The sequence below is a fragment of the Thermonema lapsum genome (assembly GCF_011761635.1).
In the GTDB taxonomy this organism is placed as follows: Bacteria; Bacteroidota; Bacteroidia; order Cytophagales; family Thermonemataceae; genus Thermonema; species Thermonema lapsum.
This window is the reverse complement of record NZ_JAASRN010000001.1, coordinates 754,790-781,043: the sequence shown is the minus strand read 5'-3', so window position 1 is coordinate 781,043 and position 26,254 is coordinate 754,790. Positions and strand designations below refer to the sequence as shown.

The following is a 26,254-nucleotide window of genomic DNA, read 5'->3' as shown; positions in this document are numbered from 1 at the left end:
CGAAACTAAAATTTTGCACGAATGATAGCAATATCGTCGGTAGGAAGGCAGTTGTATTCACTTGCCAGCTGTGCAAACTTGCGCTGGAGCATCGTGGGCATATAATCGTAGGTGTTGTCTATGAACAGATAATGGACGATGTCGAAAGTCTCGCTTTCAACGCTCAGGTGCGGCGATGCGACGGTTTCTATGCCATTGCTGGAAATGGTGATGTCTTGAGGTTTCTCTATTTTGAAGCAATAGGTGTGGTGTTTATACCATTTGTCGAAAGAGAAACGGGGAAGGTGGTAAGCCAAATAGTCCATTTCGGAGTGGGCTTCTATTTCGGTGATTTCACCATCGATGCACAGCACGCCGTTGCCCGACACCAGCAAAAAAACTTCTTGCAGCTCTTCGCTGTAAAACATCAAGACAAAAGTTGCCAGTAGCTCGTTGGTTTTGAGTTGAAGCCGCTTTTGGATGAGCTTCAATTCTTTAACAAATTGGAGCATAATCTGGCGCACATAATCTTCAGATTGTACGTACTCTTGGGTATTGAAAGGCATATTTTGTACCACCTTGCGAAGCAACTTGCCATAGAGGGCGGCGCTGAACTGGCTGTCGTAGCCCGAAGAGCAACCGTCGATAACGGCGCCAAAATAGAAGGAGCGCCCTATGGGCAGGTCCAATAGAAAATCTTCACAATAATTGGGGTGTTCGCTTCCTTTCTGTATGAACTTATATATTTTCATTGGGACGTTGGCAGTTGTTCAAGGATGATATAAACGGGGAAATGGTCGCTGTAACCACCCAGATATTTTTCGCCTGCATATGTACGCAGCGGGTAGCCTTGATATTCCCCTGTCTTTTCGCGCAGATAATCAGGATTGAAAATGCGGGCACTGCCTATTTTGTAGTGCAGCCGACTGTTGGGATTGAGCAGTGGGGCGGACAATATAATTTGGTCAAGCATCTGCCAAGAGCCACGATAACAATAACTACCTTCCTGCAGGTAATCGAGTACCCCCATGGCATTGTACAGCTCATCTTCTTTCAAATCGAAAGAGTGGGGGCGTGCTTTCAGCCCGTCCCAAATGCTGGCATCTGTGGGCTCATCGTTGAAGTCGCCCATGACAACAATGTTGGCATGGGGCTGACCGGCACGAATCGCCTCTATAATTAAACGTACCGTACGGGCGGCTTCCATCCGTTTGAGGGCGCTCTTTTCCACGTCACCACTGCGTGAGGGAAAATGGCACACCAGCACATGCAGGGTATCTTTTCCGCCCAAGATGCCCGACACCAACAATACATCGCGTGTTTTGTCATCGGGCAGGTTCACAGGATAGGCTTTGCTTACTAGAGGCTTGAAGGCATAGCGTTTGTAGAGCAGTGCCACGTCGATGCCTCTTTCGTCGGGCGAGTCGTAATGAACGATACCATAATCTTTTAGCCGCAAGTAATCGGTATTGACAAGGTCTTCAAGCACTTGTTTGTTTTCTACCTCGCAGAGCCCCAGTATATCGGGAGCATAGTTTTCTATGCGGGAAATAACAGTCGATAGGTTTTTGAGTTTGGTTTGGTAGCGTTCTTTAGTCCAATGGAGGCGACCGGTGGGGGTGAAGTCGTCGTCGAGAGTGGTGGGGTCGTTGTAAATATCAAATAAGTTTTCCACGTTGTAAAAAGCCAATACATATTGTTTGCCAGCCGTTTTCTGCTTGGCAAAAGGCAGTATTTGAGCAGTAGCGCTACTTGGCAAGAGAAGTGCGGCAACTACAAAAAATGTATAGCAAGATGCTTTCAATGCTTGTTTCATGTCCAAAAAATTTGATTTCTGTGAGCATCTAATTTAAGCAAGATAAATAATAGCATGGTAAAAGCCCACAAAGAAGAGCCTCCGTATGAAACAAAGGGCAAGGGAATACCCACCACAGGAAACAGCCCCATGGTCATAGACAAGTTAAGCGTAAAATGCAGAAACAAAATAGAGGCTACACAATAACCATACACGCGGGCAAAGCGCAGCTTTTGACGCTCGGCTATATATACGATGCGGAACATCAGCACAATAAAAAGCACGATAAGTGTCATGCTGCCCAGCCATCCGAACTCTTCGCCTATGGTACAAAAGATAAAGTCAGTTTGTTGTTCGGGTACAAAATTGAATTTGGTTTGCGTGCCCTGCAGATAGCCTTTTCCGCTAAGACCGCCCGAGCCAATGGCTATCTTGGATTGTTGTAGATTGTAACGCGCATGCCGCGCTTCTTTATCTACGTTTTCATCAATCAGTACCAAAATACGCTCTTTCTGATGCGGTTTCAGTATTTTGTCGGATTGAAAAATCGTGTCAACACTGGCGGCAAAGCCCATAAAAAGGAGTGTAGGAATGCCTACAAGCAGCAGTAGTTTGGCAGAGAAGCCTTTATTCAAATAACTCATCAACATGATAAGAAGGGCTGCCAGCATCAAGAAAGTAAATAGTAAGTAGCTGATGGGCTTTATGACCAACGCCAGCACAAAAGTAAGCCCGAACAGAGCTGGGGCAATCAAAAACAAGGGTGAGAGTCCTTCACGAAACATCACGAGCACGAAAGCAGCAAACACCAGTGTAGAGCCAGCATCGGGTTGCAGCAAGATGAGGAATGCCGGCAGCCCTATGATACTAAAAGCAATGAATAAGTCGCTCCAGCGGTTAAGTCGCACTTCTTTGTTGTTTAAGTACTTTGCCAGTGCCAACGAGGTGAAAACCTTGGCAAATTCGGCAGGTTGAAGCCGCATGCCGCCAAAATCGAACCATGCTCGCGCACCACCAATTTTTACGCCGAAAATCAGTACCAGAATAAGCAGCAACACACCGGTGCCGTAAGCCAGATAGCCTAAGGACTCGAATAGGCGGTAGTCTGTGAAAAAAATGACACTCACAATCAGCAAGGCACCTGCAATCCATAACAGTTGTTTGCCTGCCGAATGCGAAAGTGAATAAATGGGTTGCGGGTCTTGGGGATTATGCACTGCCGAGTAGATGCTCAACAAGCCTATGAGTACCAAGAGCGCATAAAGCAGTACGCTCAGCCAGTCGATATATCGTAGGGGTTGGTTTCTCACGTGGGTCAATATTTTTTAGGTGAAAAACTCTTTTGAATGGTTGTCTTTTCCAGCTCTTTTCGGAGCACGTCGCCCGTCAGGTACTTTTCAATCATCAAGCTGGCGATGGTAGCTGCCCATACGCCCCCAAAGCCGGCATTTTCCACATACACGGCAATGGCTATTTTGGGGTTTTGCTTGGGGGCAAAAGCTATGAAGGTGGCATGGTCTTCGCCATGAGGGTTCTGCACGGTTCCCGTTTTCCCACAAATGACTATGTCTTGCTTTTCGGCAGGCAGCTGGGCTTGCCACGACACGGTGCCTGCTTTAAATGCCATTTCCATGCCTTCTATGATGGGTGAAAAGTAGGCAGTATCTATTGGAACTACATGCTTTTGGCGGTAGATGGGCAAAGGTCCTCCCAAAGCACTCACCTCTTTTATCAGATGTGGCGTATAGTAATACCCCCGGTTGGCAATGATGGCTGCCAAGTTTGCCATTTGAAGCGGAGTTACGCCTATTTCGCCTTGTCCTATGCTCAGTGAATAAACGTTGGAGAAATTCCATCGTCCTTCTCCATACATGCGGTTAAAGTAGTCTACGTCTGGCAAGTAGCCACTGCCTTCGTTGGCGATGTCTATGCCCAAGTGTCTGCCAAATCCGAAGCTTTCGACGTACTGCTTCCAGCGCTTGTAATTCCGGACGATGTGTTGAAAGTCGTCGCCTTCTTGAAGAATTATGCGGCGAAATGCCAAATAATAAAATGGGTTGCAAGAGTAGCGTATCGAGCTCAGCACGTTGGTAGGTGAGGGGTGTCCGTGGCATCCTACCAATTTTTGGTTGCAGGGCAGGTAGTCATGGAGTTGTAAGGCACCGATTTGAAGCCCTATGAGGGCTTGCACAGTCTTGAAGGTAGAGCCCGGCGGGTAACGTGATTGTATCGCGCGGTTGTATAGAGGCTTGCCCGGGTGTTGTAGTAGCTCGGCGAAATGCTTCGACAAGCTGGGACCGCTCAATAAATTAGGGTCATAAGATGGTGCTGAAATCAAAGCCAGTATTTCACCGCTTGAGGGCTCAATAGCCACGATGGCACCGGTCTTGTTGCTCATGAGCAGCTCACCATAGGCTTGCAAATCAAGGTCGATAGAAGCAATTAGCTCACTGCCTGCCTGTGGCTTTTGGTCTAATTTCCCCCCTTTATAGGCGCCTACCACCTGGTTGAAGTTGTTTTTTACCACATATTGCACGCCTTTTTTGCCACGCATATAATATTCATAGAATGCCTCTATGCCGCTTTTGCCCACGTAGTCGCCTTGCTGATAGTAGCCGGTAGTGTCTTTTTCCAGCTCTTTAGGGCTGATTTCTGCAATGTAGCCTAATGCATTAGCAAGGCTTTGGTGTGGATATACTCGCACCGAGCGGGCTTGTACGTACACCCCTCGAAAGTCTGATAGAAACTCTTGCAGGCGGGCATACTCCTGCCTGCTGAGTTGAGGTATGATTACTCCGCCCTTGCGTGGGTTGGGTATTTTCCGAATGCGCTTGATGAGTTCTTCTTTCGATAAGTTGACAAGCCGGCAAAAGGCTGCCGTATCTACTTGGCGGAAGTCGTAAGGAATCAACATTAAATCGTAAACTGGCTCGTTATAGACTATCAACTTGCCATTGCGGTCGTAGATAAGCCCCCGGTGGGGCTGTTCTATCAGCCGCTCTACCACATTGCGGTTTGCGGCTTCTTTATAGGAGTCGTCAATCAGTTGTAGGTAAAAAAGCCGTACGGCAAATAACAAGCCTACCAGTATGAACAAAGCAAAGAATACATATTTCCGTCTCTCAAATTGCATACTTTCAGCTTGCTTTTAAACCGCTCATGAGTCCAAACAGATGAACGACTACTGCGGTGAACAATGCACTTGCTCCTATGCGCAGTAGGATAAACCACACAGAAAGCCCGCTGCCACCGGCTTCAATAAAAAACAACACCAAATGATGTATAAACAGCAGCGAAAGCGCATACGCAAAGAAAGGAAGCATGCCGATGTTGTTTGGAGTGAGACGCTCGAAAGACTCTGTGTCATTGCCTGTGCTCGATGTCAGCAGCTTGAGCGCGTGTGGTTGAAGATAAGCCAGCAGGGTAGTAGCAGCCGTGTGGATGCCATTGGTTTCATAGTGCCAGTCCATGAGTACTCCCATAAGAAATCCGCTGAGAAGGGTATCTATGGGGCGACGCTGCCCCAGCAGTACCCAGTAGCCGGCATAGGCAAAACAGGCGGCTTGTTTGAACAACAACAGGCGACTGCCTATGAGCCACTGAAAGAGCAAAAAAAACACAAATAGAAATATATCCTGTATGCTTCTGCTTCTCATAAACGCCTAAAAATTGATGCCTTCGGTGAGGCGGTCTATCTCTTCTTTGTCTTTTTCCTTGAGCACATACACATAACGCAGTTGTCGGAAATCGGTACTTAATTTTACTATCACGTCGTGGTAGGTGCTGCCGGGAATGTCTTTTACCTCTACTACTGTGCCCACCAGCAGGTTTTTGGGGAAGATGCGGCTAAAGTTGGAAGTAAACACGCTGTCGCCCCGGCTGACCTTTACAGGTTGGGGTATATCTTTAAGCACTGCATATTGCGGATTGCGTCCTTCCCAACGCACAAAGCTCTCGTGTCCTACACGAGGCAGGTAGGCAGAAACCCCAAATTTGGTACTCAGCAATGAAAGCACTACGGCGTAATGTGGGCTACACTTTACTACTTTGCCGGCTACACCCGTGGAACTGATGACCCCCATGCCCGGGGCGACACCTGCCCGGCTACCTTTGTTGATGAGGAAATAATTGGTAGTGAATTGTGTTTGATTACTAATTACATTGGCATCTACCAGTTCATAACGTGTGCGCAGCAGACTGTCCTGTGGTAAATGCCGGAGTGCTTCTAATTGGTTGATATGGGCATAAGCCTGCCACAACTCGCTGCGCAGCCGGCTGTTTTCTTGCAGCAGCATGCGGTGGTCTTGCTTCAAATGAAAGAAAGCATACACACCAGCAACTTGTGTTTGCACGAAGCCGCTGAACTCGCGCCCCCACTGCCTTAGTATATAAGAATGATAGCTATTGCCTTGACCCATCCAGACAATAGCTATCACTTCTAACACTACAAAAAGCAAAAAAGCACGAATGCGATATAAAAAAGCAAAAAATGCTTGCATAGCAATACAGGAGCTTGGTTAAGAGGTGCCTATTGGGAGCTGGGTCTTTTTTAGCCTGCTTTTAAGAGGTCATCAACACAGGGCGGTAATGCTCAAGGTTTTTGAGAGCAATGCCCGTACCGCGCACCACGGCGCGCAAGGGGTCCTCTGCTACGTGAATCGGCAGCTTGGTTTTCATATGCAGACGCTTGTCGAGTCCGCGCAGCAGAGCCCCGCCGCCGGTCAAGTGAATGCCATTTTTGTAAATGTCGGAAGACAACTCCGGGGGCGACATTTCCAGCGCCTTTAATACGGCATCCTCTATTTTGAGGATGGATTTGTCCAAGCAGAAGGCTATTTCCGAATAGCTCACCTTAATTACTTTGGGAATGCCGGTCATCAAATCGCGTCCTCGCACTTCATAGTCGTCGGGTGGGTTGTCCAGTTCTGCCAGTGCCGAGCCTACTTCTATTTTGATTTGCTCGGCGGTGCGTTCACCGATGAGCAGGTTGTGCTGGCGGCGCATGTAGTCCAGAATATCGCGGGTGAATACGTCGCCAGCAGTACGTATGGACTGCTCGCACACGATGCCCGACAGGGCAATGACTGCAATTTCAGTGGTGCCCCCACCAATGTCCACAATCATCGAACCTTCGGGTTGCTCTATGTCGATGCCTATACCAATGGCAGCAGCAATGGGTTCATGAATCATATAAACTTCTTTGGCGCCGGCATGCTCGCAGGAGTCTTTCACGGCACGTTTCTCTACTTCGGTTACGCCCGAAGGAATACACACCACCATACGGTAGGAAGGTTGAAACAAACGCCGTCCGGTGTCTATCATTTTAATCATGCCCCGAATCATCAGCTCGGCAGCCGTAAAGTCAGCAATCACGCCGTCTTTAAGCGGGCGGATGGTCTTGATGTTGCTGTGTGCTTTTTCATGCATTTGCATGGCGGTGCGCCCTACAGCCAGTACCTTATTGGTAGGGCGGTCAATGGCAATGATAGAGGGTTCATCTACAACGATTTTGTCTTTGTAGATAATCAGGGTGTTGGCGGTGCCCAAGTCAATGGCAATATCGGCAATAAACAGGTCTTTTAATCCCATAGTTGAATGCGTGATTTTAGGCGTCAAAGATATAAAAAAAAGCTATGCCTGATAGCACTTTTATGAGAAAGCGCCAAAAGAGTAGGGTTAAATATAGAAAAAAAAAGAGTACCCCATGGGGTACTCTTTTTTTGGGCGCTGGATGCCATGAGATTTAGTGTTTGAAGTGGCGGTATCCGGTGAATACCATTTTCATCTCGTGGGCATCGCAAAAGTCTATAGATTCTTGGTCGCGGACCGAGCCGCCGGGCTGAATGACGGCACGGATACCGGCTTGGTGGGCTATTTCTACACAGTCGGGGAAAGGGAAGAAGGCGTCGGAAGCCATGACTGCCCCTTGTAAGTCGAAGCCGAAATGCTTTGCCTTGGCAATGGCTTGCTTGAGAGCATCGACACGGGAGGTCTGTCCTGTGCCACTGGCTAACAATTGCTCGTCTTTTGCCAATACAATGGCATTCGATTTGGTGTGTTTTACCAGCTTATTAGCAAAAAGCAGGTCTTTGATTTCTGCCTCGGTGGGTTGCCACTTGGTTACGGTTTTCAGCTCTTGGGCAGTTTCTACTTTACTATCACGCTCTTGGCGTATGATGCCGTTCAGCACGGTACGTATTTGCCATTGTGGCAACACTTGGTGTTTCTGGCGCAGCAAGATGCGGTTCTTTTTGCTTTTGAGCAGTTGGAGGGCGTCCTCGTCGAAGTCAGGCGCAATGAGCACTTCTACGAACAGCTCGTTGATTTTTTCAGCAGCGGCAAGGTCAATAGGGTGTGTGGAAATGAGCACGCCACCGAATGCCGACACGGGGTCGCCTGCCAACGCTCGCTCGTAAGCATTGGCAACGGTATGGGCATAAGCAGCCCCGCAGGCATTGTTGTGCTTCAATATGGCAAAGAAGGGGCGTAGGTCTTGGGCGAAGTCGGCAGCCAGCTGTATGGCGGCATCTATGTCTATCAGGTTGTTGTAACTGATTTCCTTACCGTGCAGTTGCTCCAGCATGTCGTCGAGCTTGCCATGAAAGAATCCTTTTTGATGAGGATTCTCGCCGTAGCGCAGCGCTTGGGTTTCGCTGATACTTACTTTCAGGCTTTCACTGCTGTGGGTGTCGTTGTTGAAATAATTGAAGATGGCTGTGTCGTAATGCGAACTGATATCGAAAGCAATGGTTGCCAGCTGCTTGCGTTGTATGAGCGTGGTGTGTCCGTCCTGTTCGAGTAGTAGGCGATACACTGCCTCGTATTGCGCGCGGGAAGGCACAATCACCACCTCGCGGAAGTTTTTGGCAGCTGCCCGAATCAGAGATATGCCTCCGATGTCTATTTTTTCGATGATATCGGTTTCACTTGCCCCCGAGGCTACGGTGGCTTCGAAGGGGTAAAGGTCTACTACCACCATGTCGAAGGTGGGGATGTCGTGTGTTTGTAGGTCTTGGCGGTCGTCGTCGAGATGGGTACGTGCTAAGATGCCGCCAAATACTTTGGGATGCAAAGTTTTGACGCGCCCCCCTAAAATGGAAGGATAGCCGGTGAGGTCTTCTATTTTGTGTACGGGCAAGCCCAGCGATTCAATGTAGTGGCAGGTGCCGCCCGTAGAGTAAAGCTGCACACCTTGACGATGCAGCAGGCGTAGCAGCTCTTCCAGTCCTTCTTTGTGGTAAACAGAAATAAGGGCTGTTTGAACTTTCTTTTTGAGTTCCATGATGATGAATCTATCTTTTTTGAGGGTTAGGATGCAAATAACTATGCTGCTAAGCACTGGAGAAGGGCAGCGCGCGCAATAGCTCTTCCACTACCTTAGGGTAGTACTTGTGCTCCAAAGCATGGATTTGCTCTGCCAGCTGTTCTGGCGTGGTGCCTTCTTTTACTGGCAAACGTGCTTGAAATATATGCTGTCCTGCGTCATAGTGCTCATTCACATAGTGAATGGTGATGCCCGATTCCTTTTCTTTGTTTGCTACTACTGCTCGGTGCACATGCATGCCATACATGCCTTTGCCACCGTAGTGTGGCAAGAGTGCCGGGTGTATGTTCACGATGCGCTGCGGGTAAGCTTCGATAAGCCTCGGAGGGATGAGCCATAAAAAACCTGCCAATACGATAAAACCTATGTCGTGCTGTTTAAGCATAGCGATTAACTCTTCGGTGCGCTCATAAAGCAGCTCACGGTCAATAAGCAAAAAAGGAACGTTCCACTTCTTGGCACGTTCCAGCACGTAGGCATCCGGCTTGTTGCATACGATGAGCGCTACTTCTCCCACGTCGGGGGCTTGCTCCTTGAAATAACGAATCAATTGTTCGGCATTGCTTCCACTGCCCGAGGCAAAAACAGCTATCCGGTGAGTCATGACAAAATGCGGCTTGGGGGTCGGTGAGGTTTGGTTTTGCAAAGGTATCAAAAAAATGTCAGCCCTATGACCTTTGACAAATATATTTTGCATGATATTGACAGAAAAAACGAAAATGGTAAAACATTGACAATGCTCTTGACAAGCCTGCGCATTGGAAGCGCTTCAGTGGGGGTTGCTCCATGCTTTTGACCCCAAACATTTGAAGGGCAAAACAGAAACAAGAGTAGCTAACTACCATCAATGCCGACGATAAGGCAAGAGACAAGCGTCTTAGTGCTGCCGATTACCTTGCTATAGAGCGTCTTACGATTTTAAGCTTGCCAAAAGCGCTAATTATCGGCTATTGGGAAAGCAACCGCCTGCATTTTGTTGTGGGCGAAAAAAGTTAGATATTAAGAGATACATGTAAAATTGTTTTTTTGTGTAAATGTTTCGAAAGCCATAGAGTAAAACTCAAAATTTTTTAGCTTATGACAGAATCACCCTCTTCCGAGTGTCTGCCCCGGCTTATAGCAGCTACTCTGGAAGAAATGGCGGTAGTAGTGGCGCAGCTGCCTGCTGGCTTTTATGAGCGTCCGTTGCCTCTTTTGGAAGGCAACAGCATAGGCATGCATGTACGCCATGTGATTGAGTTTTTTGAGTGTCTTGCAAAGCAACTACCACAGGGCATCATAGATTACGACCTTCGCGAAAGGCAAAAACACATAGAGCAGGACCGCCAAGCTGCCTTGGCAGCCATCGCCCGTTTGCAAAATCAACTGCTTACTTTTGGGCAAGACGTGTCTCTGCAGTTGAAAGCCTTGATAATGCCGGATACCGCCAAAGTGAGTGTGCCCACTACGCTTTTCCGTGAACTTGTGTATAACTTAGAGCATGTCATCCACCATGCCGCTTTGATACGCACGGCTGTTTTGCATTACCATCCGCAGATGTGCTTGTCCGAAAGCTTTGGCTTGGCTCCTTCCACGCTCAAGTATCGACAATATTCGTAAATTGCCGGGAAAACAGTATGCAGTTAGATATTCGTCTGTTAAATACTTTCGAAGGACACAAAAGCAGTATATACGCACTTGCAGAAGGCGATGAAGGTGGTTTTTTTTCTGCTGGTGGCGATGGTATCATTGCGCATTGGAACGTGCATGACAACGAGCAGGGACTTATGCTTGCTCGCGTGCAAAACCCGGTGTTTGCCATGTACTTCCATCCACAAAACCGCCATTTGCTCGTGGCAGAAAATCATGAGGGCTTACATTTGATAGACCTGCAACAAAAAAAAGAAGTTGCTTCGTTGGCTTTAAGCAAAAAGCGATTTTTCGACATACAAGCCCTTGATGAACGTTATTGGCTGGTAGCTGGCGAAGAAGGCGTGCTATTTGTCATCGAGAGCAGCACCTTTCGTTGTGTGGAGAAAATAAAACTTTCAAGCGAACGTTTGCGCAGCATCGCCGTGCATTCCCAGCAGTCGCTTATAGCGGTGGGGGGCAGCGAAGGCGTATTGTTTTTGCTCGACAAAAACACTCTGCAACTGAAACAGCGCCTTGAGGCACATGCTTCTTCTATCTTTACCGTGCGCTTTCACCCTGCGGGCACTTATCTGCTTAGCGGTGGGCGCGATGCCCGTCTGAAAATATGGGATGTATCCGCAGACTTTACGCTAAAACAAGAAATCCCGGCACATTATTACACCCTCAATACCTTGTCTTTTCATCATCAAGGGGGGGACTTCTTAACTGGCAGCATGGACAAGACCATCAAGTGGTGGGATGGCAATTCTTTCCGCCTATTGAAAGTTATTGACCATCAGCGCTATGCCGGGCATCGTTCGTCTGTGAATGCTCTTTGTTGGATGAAATACAAAAACTTGATTCTTTCTGCCGGTGACGACAGAACCATAAAAGTATGGAAAATAGAGGCGCATAGATGAGGAAGGTTTTTTAAACAAAAATCCTCCACACTTGATTAGCTATTCGATTTATTGATATATTTGCGCAGCATTGCAACCATTCTAAAAAAGAACAATAATGTCCATAGCTGTTATTGTCGCTTCCATTGCAGCATTTACCGTAGTCATTTTGCTATTGGTGTTTTTGCTGCTGTTTGCCCAGTCTAAGCTGGTGCCGCAAGGAAAAGTAAAAATCATCATCAATGGGGACAAAGAGCATCCCTTGGAAGTGTCGCCCGGGCAGTCGCTCTTGAGCGCCTTGGCTACCTCCGAGAAGAAAATCTTTTTGCCTTCTGCCTGTGGTGGTGGTGGCACCTGTGCCATGTGTAAGTGCCAAGTCTTGAGCGGTGGCGGCGACCTGTTGCCTACCGAAGAGCCGCATATCAACCGCAAGCAGCGGGAAGAACACTACCGTTTGGCTTGTCAGGTAAAGGTGCGTCAAGATTTGGAAATACACATTCCCGAAGAAATCTTCGGAATCAAGAAATGGGAGTGCGAGGTAGTCTCGAACTACAACGTGGCTACTTTTATTAAGGAGTTTGTAGTGAAGCTGCCCGAAGGTGAAACCCTCGATTTCAAGCCCGGTGGATACGTGCAGATAGATGTTCCGCCCATTGTGGTAGATTTCAAAGACATCGACATACGCCCGCACCCAGATGACCCTGCCGGACCGGACAAGTTCCGCCCTGAATGGGACAAGTACAACATGTGGGCGCTCAAGATGGTAAACAAAGAGCCGCAGTTCCGCGCTTACTCTATGGCAAACCATCCGGCGGAAGGAAACATCATCATGCTGAACGTGCGTATTGCCACGCCGCCGTGGGATAGAAAGAAAGGTGCTTTCATGGATGTGAACCCTGGTGTATGTTCTTCTTACATATTCTCTCGCAAACCCGGCGACAAAGTGACCGTATCTGGTCCTTATGGTGAGTTCTTCATTAACCCCACCGACCGCGAAATGATTTACATCGGTGGTGGTGCCGGCATGGCTCCCTTGCGCTCGCATATCTTCCACTTGTTCCAAACCGAGCGCACCAAACGCAAAGTGTCTTACTGGTATGGCGGACGCTCGCGTCGCGAGCTCTTCTATATCGACCATTTCCGTAAGATAGAAAAAGAGTTTCCCAACTTCCGCTTCTTTGTAGCGCTTTCCGAGCCGCTGCCTGAAGACAACTGGAAGGTGAAGAAAAACATAGACGACCCCGAAGGCGAAGGCTTTGTAGGGTTCATTCACCAAGTGCTGTATGAACAATATCTGAAAAATCACCCCGAGCCAGATGAAGTGGAGTACTACCTCTGCGGTCCTCCGCCTATGCTGGCAGCCGTAACCAATATGTTGCGCGACTTGGGCGTGCCCGAAGAGAACGTACGTTACGACGACTTCGGAAGCTAATAAGTACACCCTCTTACCTCTTGTTTTACCCCCTTGTGTCTTGAGCACAAGGGGGCTTTTTTTATATATTCAAGGGAAGAAAAAAGAAGCACTATGCAGCATTTAAACTTTGAACCCGCGCTGTGGTGCAAGCCTGTGGAAGAGTCGCTTTTGCAGCACCATTATGAAGCTGGTGATTTCTTTCATAGTCTGAAAATACATGGACGGCATCCGCTTGCCCACCGGGAAGTGGAATCATGCGACATAGCCATCATAGGACTGGGAGAATATAGGGGCGGATGTGCGGGCAGCGAGGCAATACAACAGGCAGCCGACGTATGGCGCAAACACTTCTACCGTCTCAAAACACACCACAACCATTATCAAATCGTCGATTTGGGCAATCTTATTATGGGCGATACCCTCGAAGACACCTATACCCGCCTACATATGGTTTGCGAGCAGTTGCTGCGCATGAAGACCCTGCCCCTGATTGTCGGAGGCACGCACGACCTGCTATATGGGCAGTTTCGGGCGTTTGAAAGGCTCGAGCAGATGATTACTTTAGCCAATATAGATGCAGTAGTGGATTTGGGCGAAGAGAAAGCCCCCCCATGCAAGCAGCACCTGTACAAGGTGTTGATGCACCAACCCAACTATATTTTTGATTTTGTACAATTGGGGCATCAGGCTTACCTCAACGATGCCAAGACTTTGGAAGTGCTTGAAAAGTTGAATTTTTCGGTTTTGAGCCTCGGACAAATGCGCAACGACTGGCTGGAGGTAGAACCACTCATCCGTGGGGCGCAGCTGGTTGCTTTCGATTTAAAAGCGATGAGTTCATTGGCTGCACCCGGGCATGGCGCCGGGCATCTGTTTGGCTTTAGTGGTGAAGAAGCCTGCCATCTGGCGTGGTTTGCTGGTTTAAGTCCCAATGTTCGTTCGGTAGGCTTCTATGAGTTCAATCCGCAGAAAGACCCTTCCGGACAAACGGCTTTTCTACTAGCAACCATGGTTTGGTACTTTGTAGATGGCTTTTACCGCCGCCGACCAGTCAACTTTCAAAGCGAAGATTTTATTCACTATCGGGTGCCTATAGGCAAAGGAAAGCAAGTCTATGAATTGCATTTCTACAAACAACAAACCACCGAAATGTGGTGGGTAGAAGTGCCTTATAGCCGAAGCGATGTGTTCACTGAGCCTCATTATTTGCCTTGTTCCTACAAAGACTATCAGCATGCTTTGGAGGGTGAAGTGCCCGAGCGGTGGATTCAGGCTTCAGCTAAACTACTTTGATGTTTGATTGGACCAGTGGGGCAGAGGCAGCCTTTTGTGTGATAAGCGCTGGACAGCAAGCACTTCAACTCTTAAAAGAGGGCTAAGCAGGGTCTACATCGACCACTACCAACAAACGGCGGTAGTCTTTTTGTAAGGTCAACTGTTGAATACAGTGGGCTATGTATTTTTTAACGCTACCCAAGTGTATGCCTTGTCGCTCTATTTTTACCAGTATATTACGCAAATAGTAGTTCTTTACCCTGTCAACCAGGGGAATGTCGGGACCCAAGATGCGTGCTTTGCCCAACTGCTTCTGCAGCTGCTCTACTAAGTCATGGGCAGCGGCATGGGCAACTTCTTCTTTGCTGTGTTTTACTTGTAGCCCAATGAGGCGTACGAAAGGCGGGTAGTTGTATTTCTGCCTTTCTTGCAGTTCTCGTGTTACCAACTGCTCATAGGTTTGCTGCTGTACATCCAGCAAAACGGGGTGCTCTGGGTGCCTGCTTTGGATGATGACTTCGCCTTTGCTGTCTTTTCTGCCGGCGCGTCCGCTTACTTGGGTGAGCAGCTGATAAGCCCGCTCGTGGGCGCGGAAGTCGGGGAAATAAAGCAGCTGGTCGGCATCTATGACACCCACCAGCGTTACCTTTTCGAAGTCAAGCCCTTTGGTAAGCATCTGAGTGCCTACCAAAATATCGATATCGTGGGCTTCGAAACGGTCAATGAGCTTTTGATAAGCTTCTTTTCCGCGGGTAGTGTCCAAATCCATGCGTGCCACCCGCGCTTCTGGAAACAACAGCTTCAACTCGTCTTCTATTTTCTCGGTGCCGATGCCTACATTCCTGACACGCGTAGAACCGCAGGCTTGACAAGTGCCTTTGGCACCTTGATGATGCCCACAATAGTGGCAGCGCAATGCCCGCTCGTGCATGTGATAGGTAAGGCTCACATTGCAAAAGCGGCATTTAGGAATCCATCCACAATCTTCGCAATACAGGTAAGGCGAATAGCCTCGCCGGTTCTGAAATAAAATGACTTGCTCTTGCGCTTCGAGCCGCTTGCGGATGGCTTCATACAATTCGGGTGTAAAGGAATATTGCAGGCGGTTTTTCTTTTGTGCTGTTCGCAGGTCACTGATGTGCACTTGTGGCAATTGGGCATTGCCATAGCGCTCTTGTAGGGCTATGTATCCGTATCTTCCTTGCTGGGCATGGTAGTAGGTTTCTAAGGCAGGAGTTGCCGAGCCCAAAAGCACTTTGGCATAATGTAGCTTGCCCAGCATCATAGCCACGTCGCGGGCATGATAGCGCGGAGCCGGCTCATGCTGCTTATAGGAAGCCTCGTGCTCTTCGTCCACGATGATGAGCGACAGGTTGTCGAAAGGCAAAAAGACAGCCGAGCGCACCCCTACAACAAAACTGAAACGTCCCGACTGCACGCCACGCCATACCTCCGCACGCTCGTTGTCGGAGAAGCGGGAGTGATATACGCCCATCTTGTCGCCAAATATTTTGCGCAGGCGTTGTACAATCTGAGTGGTCAAAGCTATCTCTGGAAGCAGGTATAGGACTTGTGAACCGCTCTCGAGCGCTTGCTGAATCAGGTGGATGTAAATCTCTGTTTTGCCACTGCCTGTAACTCCATGTAGAAGAGCAATGTCTTTTTTCTCTTCGAAGAAGGCTTTTACTATTTGTTGCAATGCCTTTTCTTGTGCTGGGCTTAGGGTGGGTGGTGGAAGCAGCTTGTCAGCATCCACCGCTGCAAAGCGCGATACTTCGACTTCGAACTCTTCGAATATACCCTTCTTAATGAGGGCTTGGATGGCAGCCTCTTTAATGCGTGCATCGGTGGCATACAGGCTTTTTTTTTCTACTCCGCTTTCGTTGCGGGTCCAGTCGCGCAGAATCCCCGATGCCTCTATGTATTTAAGCAGCGCATACCATTGCTGTGGCGCTTGCTTCTCCAAAGAAGAGAGCAGTTCATTCAGGGCATTTTTGTCGTGCAGCCATTGTGCAGCCAAACGCACTTTGCGCTGTCTCTTGGGCGTATAGCGCTCTTTGGTTTTCTCGAAGATGTCTATCAACCCTCTATCTTGCAGTTGCTTGAGCAAGCCATAGAGCCGGCTGTTGCGCACTTTGCGGCTGAGTTCTTCATATTGCAGGGCTTCGTGCTTTTGAATGAGCGCCACAATGCGCCGCTCTTCTTCGCTGAGTGTGTGTGCTTCGATATCGATGCCCGGTACCAGACTGATAAATGATTGTGTGTTGATTTTGAGTGCAGAGGGCAGGGCTGCCTGTATCACCTCGCCCGGGGTACACATGTAATAGTCAGCCATCCAAGCAAAGAGCGACAGCTGCAGGTCATTCAGGGTAGGGGTGTCGTCGAGCACTTCAAGGATGGGTTTGGCGCGGTAGTGCTCGGGCGCCTGATGGTGTAGCCGCTGCACGATAGCCGTAATCGTTTTTTGTTTTCCGAACGAAACGACCACGCGGCAGCCTGCCTGAACATTTCTTGCATGCTCTTCGGGTACTTGATAAGTATAAAGTTGCGGAAGAGGTAGGGGGATGATAACATCGGCATACAGATGCTGAGTGTGCTTGTTCATGTCCTCTTCCGCACTTTTTTAGTTTTCCAGTTCTATTTCAAACTGAACCAAGTCCACAAACTCCTGCACACGCGCTTGTACTTGCTGTGGGGTGAGTGTTTCGAGACGCTCGGTGCCAAATTTCTCTACGCACAGCGATGCCATAGCGGAGCCGTAAATGACGGCACGCTTCATGTTGTCGAAAGAGATGTCGTTGCTTTCGGCTAAGTAGCCTATAAAGCCGCCTGCGAATGTGTCGCCTGCGCCAGTGGGGTCAAATACCTCTTCGAGGGGCAGGGCAGGGGCAAAAAACACTTGATTGCCACGGAAAAGCAGCGCACCGTGCTCCCCTTTTTTGATGATGAGGGTGTGTGGTCCCATAGAAAGTATTTTCTTGGCTGCTTTGACCAGAGAATATGCTTGGGTCATTTGACGGGCTTCCTCATCATTGATAGAGAGCACGTCCACCATCTTAAGCGTTTTTTGCAGCTCATCCCAAGCGGTTTCCATCCAGAAATTCATGGTGTCCATGACAATAAGCTTGGGGCGCTTTTTCAACTGCTCTAAGACTTGGCGCTGCACCTTCGGCGACAGGTTGCCCAGCATGACATAGTCGCAATCTTGATAGCTTTCGGGAACAACGGGGTGAAAATCTGCCAGTACGTTCAGTTCGGTAGTCAGTGTATCGCGTGAGTTCATGTCTATATGGTAACGTCCTGCCCAAAAGAATGACTTTTCGTTTTCTTTGATTTGCAGCCCTTCGGTTTCTACGCCGCGTTGGCGCAACATTTCTATTTTTTCTTTGGGAAAATCACCCCCGACTACCGACACCAGCTTGATAGGACGGTGAAAGAAAGAAGCAGAAAGAGAAATATACGTGGCTGCTCCGCCGATGATTTTATCGGTCTTACCAAAAGGAGTTTCTATGGCATCGAAAGCAACAGAACCAACAACTAACAAAGACATACTATAGCTTTTTATTTTTTGTTTAAGGAATTTCGACGTTCAAAAGTACGAATTGGGTGGCGTTCGAAAGGAATGTTAGGGTCAAAAATTTTGCGGTAAGTGATATGCTTTTTATGTATTTTGAAATCCATATCTTCTACAATACGCCGCATCACAGGATTAAAGTCGCCAATCCAGTTGAGTTCTACCCACTCATAAGGGAATGTAGGTTTTAGCGCTTCTTCTTCTAAGCAACAGGTGAGTGCAGCATCGATACCTCGCCCCTGAAAACGCGGTACAATGCCAAAGACCAAGCCGGTCATGCGCTTGCAATAGCGGCGCATGTTCCCTTTGTAATACATGAACTTGAGCTTTGCCCACAGATTGAACTTGCCATGCAAGTGTTTGAATAAATCATTTACTTCGGGCAACATAACCATGATGCCTATGGGCATGTCTCTATAAAAGGCAAACCATATCAAGCGTTCGTCAACGATAGGCATGATGCTCTGCATTAAAGCGTAGCTTTCGGCTTCTGTCAAGGGAGGGACGTCCTCTATGACCGCAAATGATTGATTATATACCTGTGTGAAGGCATGTACGTAGTCTTTGAGTCTTTTCTTGTTCAGCTTTTCAAAACGGTAAGCCTCACTGGAAAAAATACGCTTGGCACGCGCATGCAAATCTTCGTTGACACTGCCCACTGGGCGTCCGTAAGTATATTGCTCAAAATAGTTTTGAAAGCCATAGGCTTCAAACAAACGGCGATAGTAGGGGGGATTGTAGTTTTGCTGGTAGTTGGGCGGATGAAAGCCCTCTACTAAAAGCCCCCACCAGCGGTCCCGCTCGCCGAAGTTAATGGGACCATCCATCGCTTGCATGCCCCGAGCTTCGAGCCATTCGCGACACTTGTTAAATAGCCGGTTGGCAGCTTCCTGATTGTCAATGCAATCAAAAAAACCAAAACCACCGGTAGGCTGCTTGTTGCCCATCCATTTCGTATGCTCATCCACGAAAGCGGCTACCCGCCCTATGGGGTTCCCGGCATCATCTATCAGTACCCAGCGTGTGCACTCGCCATGGCTATGCGCCGAGTTTTTGTTGGGGTCAAATACCGCCTCTATGTCTTTGTCTAAGGGGCATATCCAATTGGGGTCGTGGCGGTTGATGTTTTTGTGTACCTCTAAAAATAGCTTTACTAACTGCTTGTCTTGAGGTTTTACCTCTAAAATTTTCATGAAAAATACTTATTTGACTTTTGTTCGAGAAAGTACGAAAATTTTATTGCATCAAGCAAACTTGGTGTAATAAAGCCTTAGTTTTGCTTGTTGGATTGACTTCCTTAGCCGCATAAAGGCTTGATATTGTGGTTATTTGTGAAAGAGTGCGAAAATATTTAAAAACTAAATGCCATAAAGTAACATACAGCCTGCTTGCTTGTGGCGATAACCTTTTCGGGCGATGCTATATCGGAGAATGACTACCAAAAGAATGAGAAGTACATTTTGCTTGATGCCACATATTCCATAACTTCATTTTGCAAGCAATGCCTAATTTTGCCTTTCAAAATATGTAAAAATGTGAATGTAGCTTCTGATAAGCACGAAAGCACAATGGAAGAATGGACAGCTGCCCGAGTGCACACTGTCTTGGAGTCTCTTTTGACAGCGTCGCCACGGCTTGCCTTGCCGCAAGCCATCATCCGGCAGCTGCTGACCGACACGCGCAGTATTCAAAAGGCTGCTCATACGCTTTTTTTTGCCATCCCGGGCAAGCACTACGATGGACACCGCTTCATCGCAGAGGCATACGAAAAGGGCGTGCGCCACTTTGTGGTGCAAAAAGAGTGGCATCACGATTTCCCGGATGTGAATGTGTGGCAAGTGAAAAATACCGTAGAGGCTTTACAAGCTTTGGCAGCAGCACACCGCAGCCGCTTCCACATCCCCGTGGTAGGCATTACTGGCAGCAATGGAAAAACCATTGTCAAAGAGTGGCTATTCATGCTGCTGGCGCAGGAGTACTCTATCGTACGCAGTCCTAAGAGTTTCAATTCGCAAATAGGAGTCCCTTTGTCGGTGTGGCAGATGCGTCCCTACCATCAATTGGCACTGTTCGAAGCGGGCATTTCACAAAGCGGTGAGATGGAGCGCCTGGAGCGTATCATACGCCCTACTGTTGGTATTTTGACCAACATAGGCGCTGCACATGACAGTGGCTTTCCCAATCGTACGACAAAGCTGCAGGAGAAATTGAAGCTTTTTACTCATGCCCGTTGTCTTATTTACCCTTCGAAGCTAAAAGAGCTCTATCCTGAGGCATGGGAACAACTGCCAGCGCATGTATATCACCTTTCGTGGGGAACGCACCCATCGGCAGTTATGCAGTACAAAGTGCTGGAAGAGCACAAAGAAGGCGTACGCTTGGCTGTACGCTATCAGGCGCAGAGCTTTCATCTGCATTTGCCTTTCATAGACGAAGCTTCCATAGAAAATGCCCTTTCTGCCGTAGCATTCATGCTTTACATGGACTATCACCCGGAAGTAATAGCAGCCCGTGTCCAGCGCTTGCGCCCCTTGTCTATGCGTATGGAAGTGAAGCAGGGGGTACGCCACAATGTGCTCATTGATGATTCCTATAGCAACGATGTGGAAAGTTTGCATGTTGCTTTGTCTGTTTTGCAGCATCAGGCACAGGAGCGCCGTAAAGTGGTGGTGTTGTCCGATATGCTGGAAACGGGCTTGCCTCATTCGGTACTTTATCATCGTATAGCCGAAATGCTGGAAGCCGCCGGGGTGTACACCCTCATAGGCGTGGGCGAAAATATCTGCCTACACCGTTCTTTTTTCTCTGCTATCCCGGAGGTGCATTGCTTTCCCTCTACTTCGACACTGCTGGAAAGCGGACTGCTCGACCGCCTGCATCATAGCCACATTTTAATCAAAGGGGCGCGTAAGTTTGCTTTTGAGCAGTTGGTGCGCCATCTGGAGCAACACCTGCACCGCACGCTTCTGGAAGTAAACCTCGATACGCTCATGCATAATTACCACTGCGTGCGCCGCCGTTTGCATCCTGCTACCAAAATTATGGTTATGGTAAAAGCTTTTGGCTATGGCAGCGGCATAGAAGAAGTGGCACGCATGCTTTCCTTCCTAAGAGCCGACTACTTGGCGGTGGCTTATACCGACGAGGGGGTTCGATTGCGTGAACAGGGCATCACGCTGCCCATTATGGTAATGAACCCGGAAGCCGACGCCTTCGAAGCGCTGATTGAACACCGCTTAGAGCCGGAGCTGTACAACCATCGAGTACTCAGTAGTTTTCAGACTTTAGTAGAGATGCGCGGGGAAAGTGCCTATCCGGTGCATATCAAAATAGACACCGGCATGCGGCGCCTCGGTTTTGAACAAAATGAGTGGAAGGCGTTGGCACAACACTTGGCACAACAGCAACACTTAAAAGTGGAGTCGGTATTTACGCATCTGGCGGCTGCCGACGAGCCGGCACATGACAGCTTTACCCGTCACCAACTGCAGCTCTTCGAAGAAGCCTGCCTTTATTTCCGTGAGGCGTTGCATTATCCTTTTTTGCGACATGCCTTGAATTCGGCAGGTATTTTGCGCTTTCCGGAGGCTCAGTACGATATGGTGCGCCTGGGCATTGCGCTTTATGGAATCGACCCATCGCAGCTGCTGCAGGAAGAACTGGCATTGGCGGTGCGTCTTAGCACCAATATTGCACAAATTAAACATATTCAGGCGGGCGAAAGTGTAGGTTATGGGCGCCGTTTTATGGCAGAAAAACCAATGCACATTGCCACCATTAACATCGGCTATGCCGATGGTTTTCGACGCGCATTATCGAACGGCAGAGGAGTAGTGTATGTACATGGAAAAGCAGTGCCGGTTGTGGGCAATGTTTGCATGGATATGTGTATGATTGACGTAAGCGAAGTGCCGGAAGCAAAAGAAGGAGACCGGGTCATTATTTTTGAAAATGTAGAACAGCTTAAAGAATTGAGCCAGCGCTTAGGTACCATCCCCTACGAAATATTGACAGGGATAGGCAGTCGGGTCAAGCGAGTTTTTTATACCGATGCTTAAGTATGGGAGCAAAGAACAAGGCGCCCACGATAAGTGTGAGCGCCTTGTGAGAGCGCGAGACGGGACTCGAACCCGCGGCCCTCAGCTTGGGAAGCTGATGCTCTACCAACTGAGCTACTCGCGCCTGTTGCAAGCAATCTAATCAAAAAAACCTACTTAGCAAAAACTAAGCAGGCTTGTTTTTTTCATTCGAGCGCGAGACGGGATTCGAACCCGCGACCTCAACCTTGGCAAGGTTGCGCTCTACCAACTGAGCTACTCGCGCTTGCCTTTTGTCTTTAATTGACGATGCAAATATAGCATAAGCCCGATGAATTGTGCAAATATTTTTTTGAAAAAAATTTTTTAAAATTCCTACCTCTTTGTATTTCAGCCGCTTTTGTTTTGAAAAAATGCCGAAATATTCTCTGCTGAAACGAGCATGATTCGTTTAACACAAACACAGATGAAAATTCATCATGCGAGTTCTATCCGACCAATTAAAAAAATTATTTACGGATGAAAACAAACAGGCACCGAGTCTTGAAAGGACTAAAGCAAAAAAAGGAGAAGTTTTGAACTTCTCCTTGCGCGGAACGGACGGGACTCGAACCCGCGGCCTCCGGCGTGACAGGCCGGCGTTCTAACCAGCTGAACTACCGCTCCTGCTTGTCTCTTATTGACGCTGCAAATATAGAAAGCTTTTCCATATCGTGCAAGCCCTATGGCTGTTTTTTGTTTGACTTCATAAAAGTGAATTCTGTAAAGAGTTGAAAGAGACGATTATTCGATTTGTTTGAAGAAAAAAAAGAAAAAATGTTTTGATATTTTACCTGTACTCGCTAAGTTTGCAGGCGCAAAGACGGAAATGGTGGCGTGGCCGAGCGGTTAGGCAGGGGTCTGCAAAACCCCGTACGGCGGTTCGAATCCGCCCGCTACCTCTGAAAGCAGAAGGGGAATCGGATTTTCGGTTCCCCTTCTGCTTTTTTTTACTGCTTACTGTCTGTTTTCCTTTTGGCAAAAAAAAGGCGGACAATTACCGCCCGCCTCAACAAGCAAGTATGTGCATGCCGCTTATCCTTGCTCCATATATCGTGGAAGTGCCCCTTCGTACAGCTCGTAGGCTTCTTGCACGTCCATCCACTTGTCTTTGTCCACTATGAAATGCTCTTTGATTACTTCACCAATGAGTTTATACTCTACGCCTTTGCCTTCCATGAAGCGCTCAAATTTCTTTTGATGGGTAGGCTTGACAGTAACCACCACACGGCTTTGGCTTTCGCCAAAGAGATAAGCATCACGGCGGAAGCGCTTGTCTGTACGAATACGGAAGCCCAGCGCACGGGGCATAGCCGACTCAGCTAAGGTGATGAACAAACCGCCGTCAGAAACATCATGTGCAGAACGCAGTAAGCCCGCACGAATCAGCTGCTTGATGAGCTGCTGCACTTCCCACTCTTCGTCTAAGTGGAAGAAAGGAGCAGGAGAAGCCTCCACGCCGTGATAGGCATAAAGATATTCAGAAGAAGAAATACAGTTTTTTGGCGAACCAATCAGGTATATTAAATCGCCCGCTTTTTTGAAATCGAGGGTCATCTGCCACTCGCGGTTTTCGAGCAGCCCCAGCATGCCTATAGTAGGGGTGGGAAATACCGGACCTTCCTCTGACTGATTGTAGAAGCTCACGTTGCCACCGGTTACAGGGGTTTCAAAGCGCTCGCATGCTTTTTTCATGCCCAAAATGGCATGCACAAACTGCCAATATACCTCCGGGTTGTAGGGGTTGCCGAAGTTCAGACAGTTGGTGATGGCAATGGGCTCGCCACCGGAGCAAACGATGTTGCGGGCAGCTTCGGCAACGGCTATAGCAGTGCCCTGCTCGGGGTCGGCATGCACATAGCGGCTGTTGCAGTCCACCGTGATAACTATCGACTTGTTGGTTTCTTTTAGGGCTACTACAGCGGCATCGGAGGGAGCATTGGTCGATTGGTTGGCGGTGCCTACCATCGAGTCGTATTGTTCATATGCCCAGCGTTTGGAGGCGATATTGGGTTGTTGCAAAAGAAAACGTGCTACCTTTTTCAGGTTGCGTGGCTCTTTGACCTGTGAGATGTGAAACTTTTTGTATTCTTGAAAATAGGCAGGCTCTTTATATTCTCGGTAGTAAACGGGGGCACCGCCGCCCAGTACCAAGCTCTCGGCAGGCATCTTGGCAACTACATCGCCTTTCATGAAAAAGCGCAGCTCTTGGCTGTCGGTTACTTCTCCTATTTTGGCGTAAGCTACATCCCACTTTTCAAAAATCTGCTCTATTTCCTTCTCTTTGCCTTTCTTTACGACCATGAGCATGCGCTCTTGCGACTCAGAAATCAATATTTCAAAAGGCTGCATGCCTTCTTGACGGGTGGGTACCTTGTCGAGGTGGATGTCCATACCACTTTTTCCACGGGCACTCATTTCGGAAGTAGAGCAGATGACGCCGGCGGCGCCCATGTCTTGTATGCCCACTACATGTCCTGTAGCGATGGCTTCAAGGGTAGCTTCCAGCAGCAGCTTTTCCATAAAGGGGTCGCCTACTTGCACTGCCGGCAGGTCTTTTTCCGACTCTTTGGTGATTTCTTTGGAGGCAAAAGAAGCGCCATGAATGCCGTCACGCCCCGTAGCCGAACCAAAGATATAAACCGGATTGCCCTTGCCTTGGGCAATAGCTTTAGCTATGCGGTCGGTACGTACTATCCCTGCCGAAAAGGCATTCACCAAGGGGTTGCTTTGGTAGCACTTGTCAAAGAATATCTCACCTCCTACGGTCGGAATACCAAAGGCGTTGCCGTAGTCGCCAATGCCTTTGACTACGCCGCGCAGTAGGCGCTGTGTTTTGGGAGTACTCGGGTCGCCAAAACGTAAAGAGTTTAGTTGGGCAATGGGGCGTGCACCCATAGAAAAAACATCACGGTTGATGCCTCCCACGCCCGTTGCCGCCCCCTGATAGGGTTCTATTGCTGAAGGGTGATTGTGTGATTCTATTTTGAAGCTGACAGCCCATCCGTCGCCTATATCAACCAAGCCGGCATTCTCCTCACCGGCTTTCGCCAACATACGAGGGGAATCTTTGGGCAGTTTTTTCAGCCACACAATGGAGTTCTTGTAGGAGCAGTGCTCCGACCACATGGCAGCATAACAGCTGAGCTCTGTGAAGTTGGGGGTGCGCCCTAATATTTCTACAATGCGATGATATTCTTCTTCCAAAAGACCTAATTGAAGCGCTATTTTGAGTAACTTATCTTCGGTTGGGGTGGACATGGTGTCTCTTTGGTTTTGTTTTGGCAAAAATAGGGAAAGGCTTTTGACCAAACAGCATTTTCATTGAAAAACTTAAATGGTCGGCAGATGTATTTCTGTGAGCATGGAACGCACGCTTCCCTTGCCGTATTGTTCGATGGTGTCGAGGGGGGTATGTAAAATCTTGGCGTAGCGCTCCAGGTGCTCCTTTTGGTCTTCGCTCAGGGCTTGATATGCCCGTGAAGACATGACCAAGTAGTGAATGCCTGTGTTATTCACCACCTCCAGCACATTGCAGCAGTAGCTGTCCACTTGTTCATGACTGACTTCGATGATATCTTTTTTCGATTTCTTGAACTCTTGGCGCAGCACATCGCGGTCGAAGTCCAAAGTAATGGCATCCATGCAGAAGATAACGTATTTGGTGCCAATGCTCATGATGGAGTCAGTATGACGTATCGGCTTTTTGTGGGCATCTACTGCCTGAAAAGTAACTGTGCGATATTGGAGCAAGCTGCCAAAGTTATTCAGTACTTGGGGGTGGGTACAGGCAGAAAGGCAGGCATAAGCCACTTTTTGCGTGCGGTCCAGCGCCATGCTTCCGGTGCCTTCCAAAAAGCGCCCTTTAGTTTCGTGATGGGTAAGGTCTATGATGTTGCGCAGAACAAACTGCTTTTTAAGTGCTTCCAAGATGTCTTTGCGTCGCTCTTTGCGCCGGTTGGGGGCTTCCAGAGGGTAGAGCACAGCATTGCCGTTGCTGTGGAACGATACCCAGTCGCTTGGAAACAGGGCGTCGGGGGAAGGGTCTTCTTTTACGTCTTCAAACACAAGCACATTGACGTCGTGCACGCGCAACAGGTTTAGCAGCCCGTCGAATTCCTTCAAAGCTTGGCGATGGATTTCCTCTAAGCCCAAAGCAGCCACATCGAGAGCTTCCTGCTCAATGGTCTGTGGGTTGGGACCAAAGCGCGTGGGGCGAATCATCATTACGTAAGAAGTTGCTTGCATAATTTTTAATTTCGTTTAGTCACACTGTCTTTTAATATAAGTTTTTTTTGGGCAATGAT

General features: G+C 48.4%; 19 protein-coding genes and 4 tRNA genes. 6 read left to right on the top strand and 17 right to left on the bottom strand.

Annotated features, from left to right (window positions below; translation table 11 throughout):
* Positions 1–5: 5 nt before the first annotated feature.
* From FHS56_RS03380 to purN, 9 genes are all read right to left on the bottom strand, one after another.
* The gene (locus FHS56_RS03380; RefSeq protein ID WP_166918461.1) at positions 6–731 is read right to left on the bottom strand and encodes a hypothetical protein; all 726 of its coding nucleotides are present in this window, start codon (positions 729–731) and stop codon (positions 6–8) included.
* Positions 728–1,795, bottom strand: coding sequence for an endonuclease/exonuclease/phosphatase family protein (locus tag FHS56_RS03375; RefSeq protein WP_166918460.1), 1,068 nt, complete (start codon positions 1,793–1,795; stop codon positions 728–730). The genes FHS56_RS03380 and FHS56_RS03375 overlap by 4 nt, the downstream gene beginning before the upstream one ends.
* Complete coding sequence (gene rodA / locus FHS56_RS03370; protein ID WP_166918459.1) at positions 1,792–3,084, bottom strand: rod shape-determining protein RodA; 1,293 nt, start codon at positions 3,082–3,084, stop codon at positions 1,792–1,794. Before rodA ends, FHS56_RS03375 begins: the two co-directional genes overlap by 4 nt.
* 5 nt (positions 3,085–3,089) lie before the next feature.
* Entirely contained in the window at positions 3,090–4,907 is a 1,818-nt protein-coding gene (locus tag FHS56_RS03365; protein WP_166918458.1) for a penicillin-binding transpeptidase domain-containing protein, read from the bottom strand.
* Positions 4,908–4,911: 4 nt separating this feature from the next.
* Positions 4,912–5,430, bottom strand: a complete 519-nt coding sequence (locus FHS56_RS03360; RefSeq protein WP_166918457.1) for a hypothetical protein — start codon at positions 5,428–5,430, stop codon at positions 4,912–4,914.
* A 6-nt stretch (positions 5,431–5,436) separates the two neighbouring features.
* A complete protein-coding gene (gene mreC / locus FHS56_RS03355) occupies positions 5,437–6,273 on the bottom strand; it encodes a rod shape-determining protein MreC (RefSeq protein ID WP_166918456.1) in 837 nt (278 codons plus the stop codon).
* Between the two features lie 61 nt (positions 6,274–6,334).
* A complete protein-coding gene (locus FHS56_RS03350) occupies positions 6,335–7,363 on the bottom strand; it encodes a rod shape-determining protein (RefSeq protein ID WP_166918455.1) in 1,029 nt (342 codons plus the stop codon).
* 154 nt (positions 7,364–7,517) lie between these two features.
* Positions 7,518–9,056: a bifunctional phosphoribosylaminoimidazolecarboxamide formyltransferase/IMP cyclohydrolase gene (gene purH / locus FHS56_RS03345; protein ID WP_166918454.1), complete on the bottom strand. Its 1,539-nt coding sequence runs from the start codon at positions 9,054–9,056 to the stop codon at positions 7,518–7,520.
* 49 nt (positions 9,057–9,105) lie between these two features.
* Positions 9,106–9,702, bottom strand: coding sequence for a phosphoribosylglycinamide formyltransferase (purN, locus tag FHS56_RS03340; RefSeq protein WP_166918453.1), 597 nt, complete (start codon positions 9,700–9,702; stop codon positions 9,106–9,108).
* 473 nt (positions 9,703–10,175) lie between these two features.
* Here purN and FHS56_RS03335 point away from each other — a divergent pair, with 473 nt between their 5' ends.
* The 4 genes from FHS56_RS03335 (at position 10,176) to FHS56_RS03320 (ending at position 14,315) form a co-directional block, all read left to right on the top strand.
* Positions 10,176–10,697: a DinB family protein gene (locus FHS56_RS03335; protein ID WP_166918452.1), complete on the top strand. Its 522-nt coding sequence runs from the start codon at positions 10,176–10,178 to the stop codon at positions 10,695–10,697.
* Between the two features lie 17 nt (positions 10,698–10,714).
* The gene (locus FHS56_RS03330) at positions 10,715–11,629 is read left to right on the top strand and encodes a WD40 repeat domain-containing protein (protein WP_166918451.1); all 915 of its coding nucleotides are present in this window, start codon (positions 10,715–10,717) and stop codon (positions 11,627–11,629) included.
* A gap of 97 nt (positions 11,630–11,726) precedes the next feature.
* On the top strand, positions 11,727–13,040 hold the full coding sequence (gene nqrF / locus FHS56_RS03325) for an NADH:ubiquinone reductase (Na(+)-transporting) subunit F (protein ID WP_166918450.1): 1,314 nt from the start codon (positions 11,727–11,729) through the stop codon (positions 13,038–13,040).
* A gap of 93 nt (positions 13,041–13,133) precedes the next feature.
* A complete protein-coding gene (locus FHS56_RS03320; RefSeq protein ID WP_166918449.1) occupies positions 13,134–14,315 on the top strand; it encodes a formimidoylglutamase in 1,182 nt (393 codons plus the stop codon).
* Between the two features lie 82 nt (positions 14,316–14,397).
* On the opposite strand, the gene priA is transcribed toward FHS56_RS03320, so the two are convergent.
* From priA to FHS56_RS03305, 3 genes are read right to left on the bottom strand one after another with little or no spacing between them, the layout of a single operon-like run.
* Positions 14,398–16,902, bottom strand: coding sequence for a replication restart helicase PriA (gene priA, locus FHS56_RS03315; protein ID WP_166918448.1), 2,505 nt, complete (start codon positions 16,900–16,902; stop codon positions 14,398–14,400).
* A gap of 18 nt (positions 16,903–16,920) precedes the next feature.
* Entirely contained in the window at positions 16,921–17,847 is a 927-nt protein-coding gene (locus tag FHS56_RS03310) for a PfkB family carbohydrate kinase (RefSeq protein WP_166918447.1), read from the bottom strand.
* An 11-nt stretch (positions 17,848–17,858) separates the two neighbouring features.
* Complete coding sequence (locus FHS56_RS03305; protein WP_166918446.1) at positions 17,859–19,064, bottom strand: hypothetical protein; 1,206 nt, start codon at positions 19,062–19,064, stop codon at positions 17,859–17,861.
* A gap of 375 nt (positions 19,065–19,439) precedes the next feature.
* Between FHS56_RS03305 and FHS56_RS03300 the strand changes: the two genes are divergently transcribed.
* Positions 19,440–21,929, top strand: coding sequence for a bifunctional UDP-N-acetylmuramoyl-tripeptide:D-alanyl-D-alanine ligase/alanine racemase (locus FHS56_RS03300; protein WP_166918445.1), 2,490 nt, complete (start codon positions 19,440–19,442; stop codon positions 21,927–21,929).
* A gap of 51 nt (positions 21,930–21,980) precedes the next feature.
* On the opposite strand, the gene FHS56_RS03295 is transcribed toward FHS56_RS03300, so the two are convergent.
* The 3 genes from FHS56_RS03295 to FHS56_RS03285 form a co-directional block, all read right to left on the bottom strand.
* A tRNA-Gly gene (locus tag FHS56_RS03295) sits at positions 21,981–22,053 on the bottom strand.
* Positions 22,054–22,121: 68 nt separating this feature from the next.
* Positions 22,122–22,194 (bottom strand) — tRNA-Gly (locus FHS56_RS03290).
* Positions 22,195–22,500: 306 nt separating this feature from the next.
* A tRNA-Asp gene (locus FHS56_RS03285) sits at positions 22,501–22,574 on the bottom strand.
* A 204-nt stretch (positions 22,575–22,778) separates the two neighbouring features.
* Between FHS56_RS03285 and FHS56_RS03280 the strand changes: the two genes are divergently transcribed.
* Positions 22,779–22,849: transfer RNA gene (locus FHS56_RS03280), tRNA-Cys, on the top strand.
* A gap of 133 nt (positions 22,850–22,982) precedes the next feature.
* Here FHS56_RS03280 and purL read toward each other — a convergent pair.
* On the bottom strand, positions 22,983–25,208 hold the full coding sequence (purL, locus tag FHS56_RS03275) for a phosphoribosylformylglycinamidine synthase subunit PurL (protein WP_166918444.1): 2,226 nt from the start codon (positions 25,206–25,208) through the stop codon (positions 22,983–22,985).
* A 72-nt stretch (positions 25,209–25,280) separates the two neighbouring features.
* A complete protein-coding gene (gene ctlX / locus FHS56_RS03270) occupies positions 25,281–26,195 on the bottom strand; it encodes a citrulline utilization hydrolase CtlX (RefSeq protein ID WP_166918443.1) in 915 nt (304 codons plus the stop codon).
* Between the last annotated feature and the right edge of the window lie 59 nt (positions 26,196–26,254).

Bases quoted from the DNA above. Each gene is read 5' to 3' on its own strand.
- FHS56_RS03380 (WP_166918461.1), bottom strand. From the start codon at position 731: ATGAAAATATATAAGTTCATACAGAAAGGAAGCGAACACCCCAATTAT.
- FHS56_RS03375 (WP_166918460.1), bottom strand. From the start codon at position 1,795: ATGAAACAAGCATTGAAAGCATCTTGCTATACATTTTTTGTAGTTGCC.
- FHS56_RS03365 (WP_166918458.1), bottom strand. From the start codon at position 4,907: ATGCAATTTGAGAGACGGAAATATGTATTCTTTGCTTTGTTCATACTG.
- FHS56_RS03360 (WP_166918457.1), bottom strand. From the start codon at position 5,430: ATGAGAAGCAGAAGCATACAGGATATATTTCTATTTGTGTTTTTTTTG.
- mreC (WP_166918456.1), bottom strand. From the start codon at position 6,273: ATGCAAGCATTTTTTGCTTTTTTATATCGCATTCGTGCTTTTTTGCTT.
- FHS56_RS03350 (WP_166918455.1), bottom strand. From the start codon at position 7,363: ATGGGATTAAAAGACCTGTTTATTGCCGATATTGCCATTGACTTGGGC.
- purH (WP_166918454.1), bottom strand. From the start codon at position 9,056: ATGGAACTCAAAAAGAAAGTTCAAACAGCCCTTATTTCTGTTTACCAC.
- purN (WP_166918453.1), bottom strand. From the start codon at position 9,702: ATGACTCACCGGATAGCTGTTTTTGCCTCGGGCAGTGGAAGCAATGCC.
- FHS56_RS03335 (WP_166918452.1), top strand. From the start codon at position 10,176: ATGACAGAATCACCCTCTTCCGAGTGTCTGCCCCGGCTTATAGCAGCT.
- FHS56_RS03330 (WP_166918451.1), top strand. From the start codon at position 10,715: ATGCAGTTAGATATTCGTCTGTTAAATACTTTCGAAGGACACAAAAGC.
- nqrF (WP_166918450.1), top strand. From the start codon at position 11,727: ATGTCCATAGCTGTTATTGTCGCTTCCATTGCAGCATTTACCGTAGTC.
- FHS56_RS03320 (WP_166918449.1), top strand. From the start codon at position 13,134: ATGCAGCATTTAAACTTTGAACCCGCGCTGTGGTGCAAGCCTGTGGAA.
- priA (WP_166918448.1), bottom strand. From the start codon at position 16,902: ATGAACAAGCACACTCAGCATCTGTATGCCGATGTTATCATCCCCCTA.
- FHS56_RS03310 (WP_166918447.1), bottom strand. From the start codon at position 17,847: ATGTCTTTGTTAGTTGTTGGTTCTGTTGCTTTCGATGCCATAGAAACT.
- FHS56_RS03305 (WP_166918446.1), bottom strand. From the start codon at position 19,064: ATGAAAATTTTAGAGGTAAAACCTCAAGACAAGCAGTTAGTAAAGCTA.
- FHS56_RS03300 (WP_166918445.1), top strand. From the start codon at position 19,440: ATGGAAGAATGGACAGCTGCCCGAGTGCACACTGTCTTGGAGTCTCTT.
- purL (WP_166918444.1), bottom strand. From the start codon at position 25,208: ATGTCCACCCCAACCGAAGATAAGTTACTCAAAATAGCGCTTCAATTA.
- ctlX (WP_166918443.1), bottom strand. From the start codon at position 26,195: ATGCAAGCAACTTCTTACGTAATGATGATTCGCCCCACGCGCTTTGGT.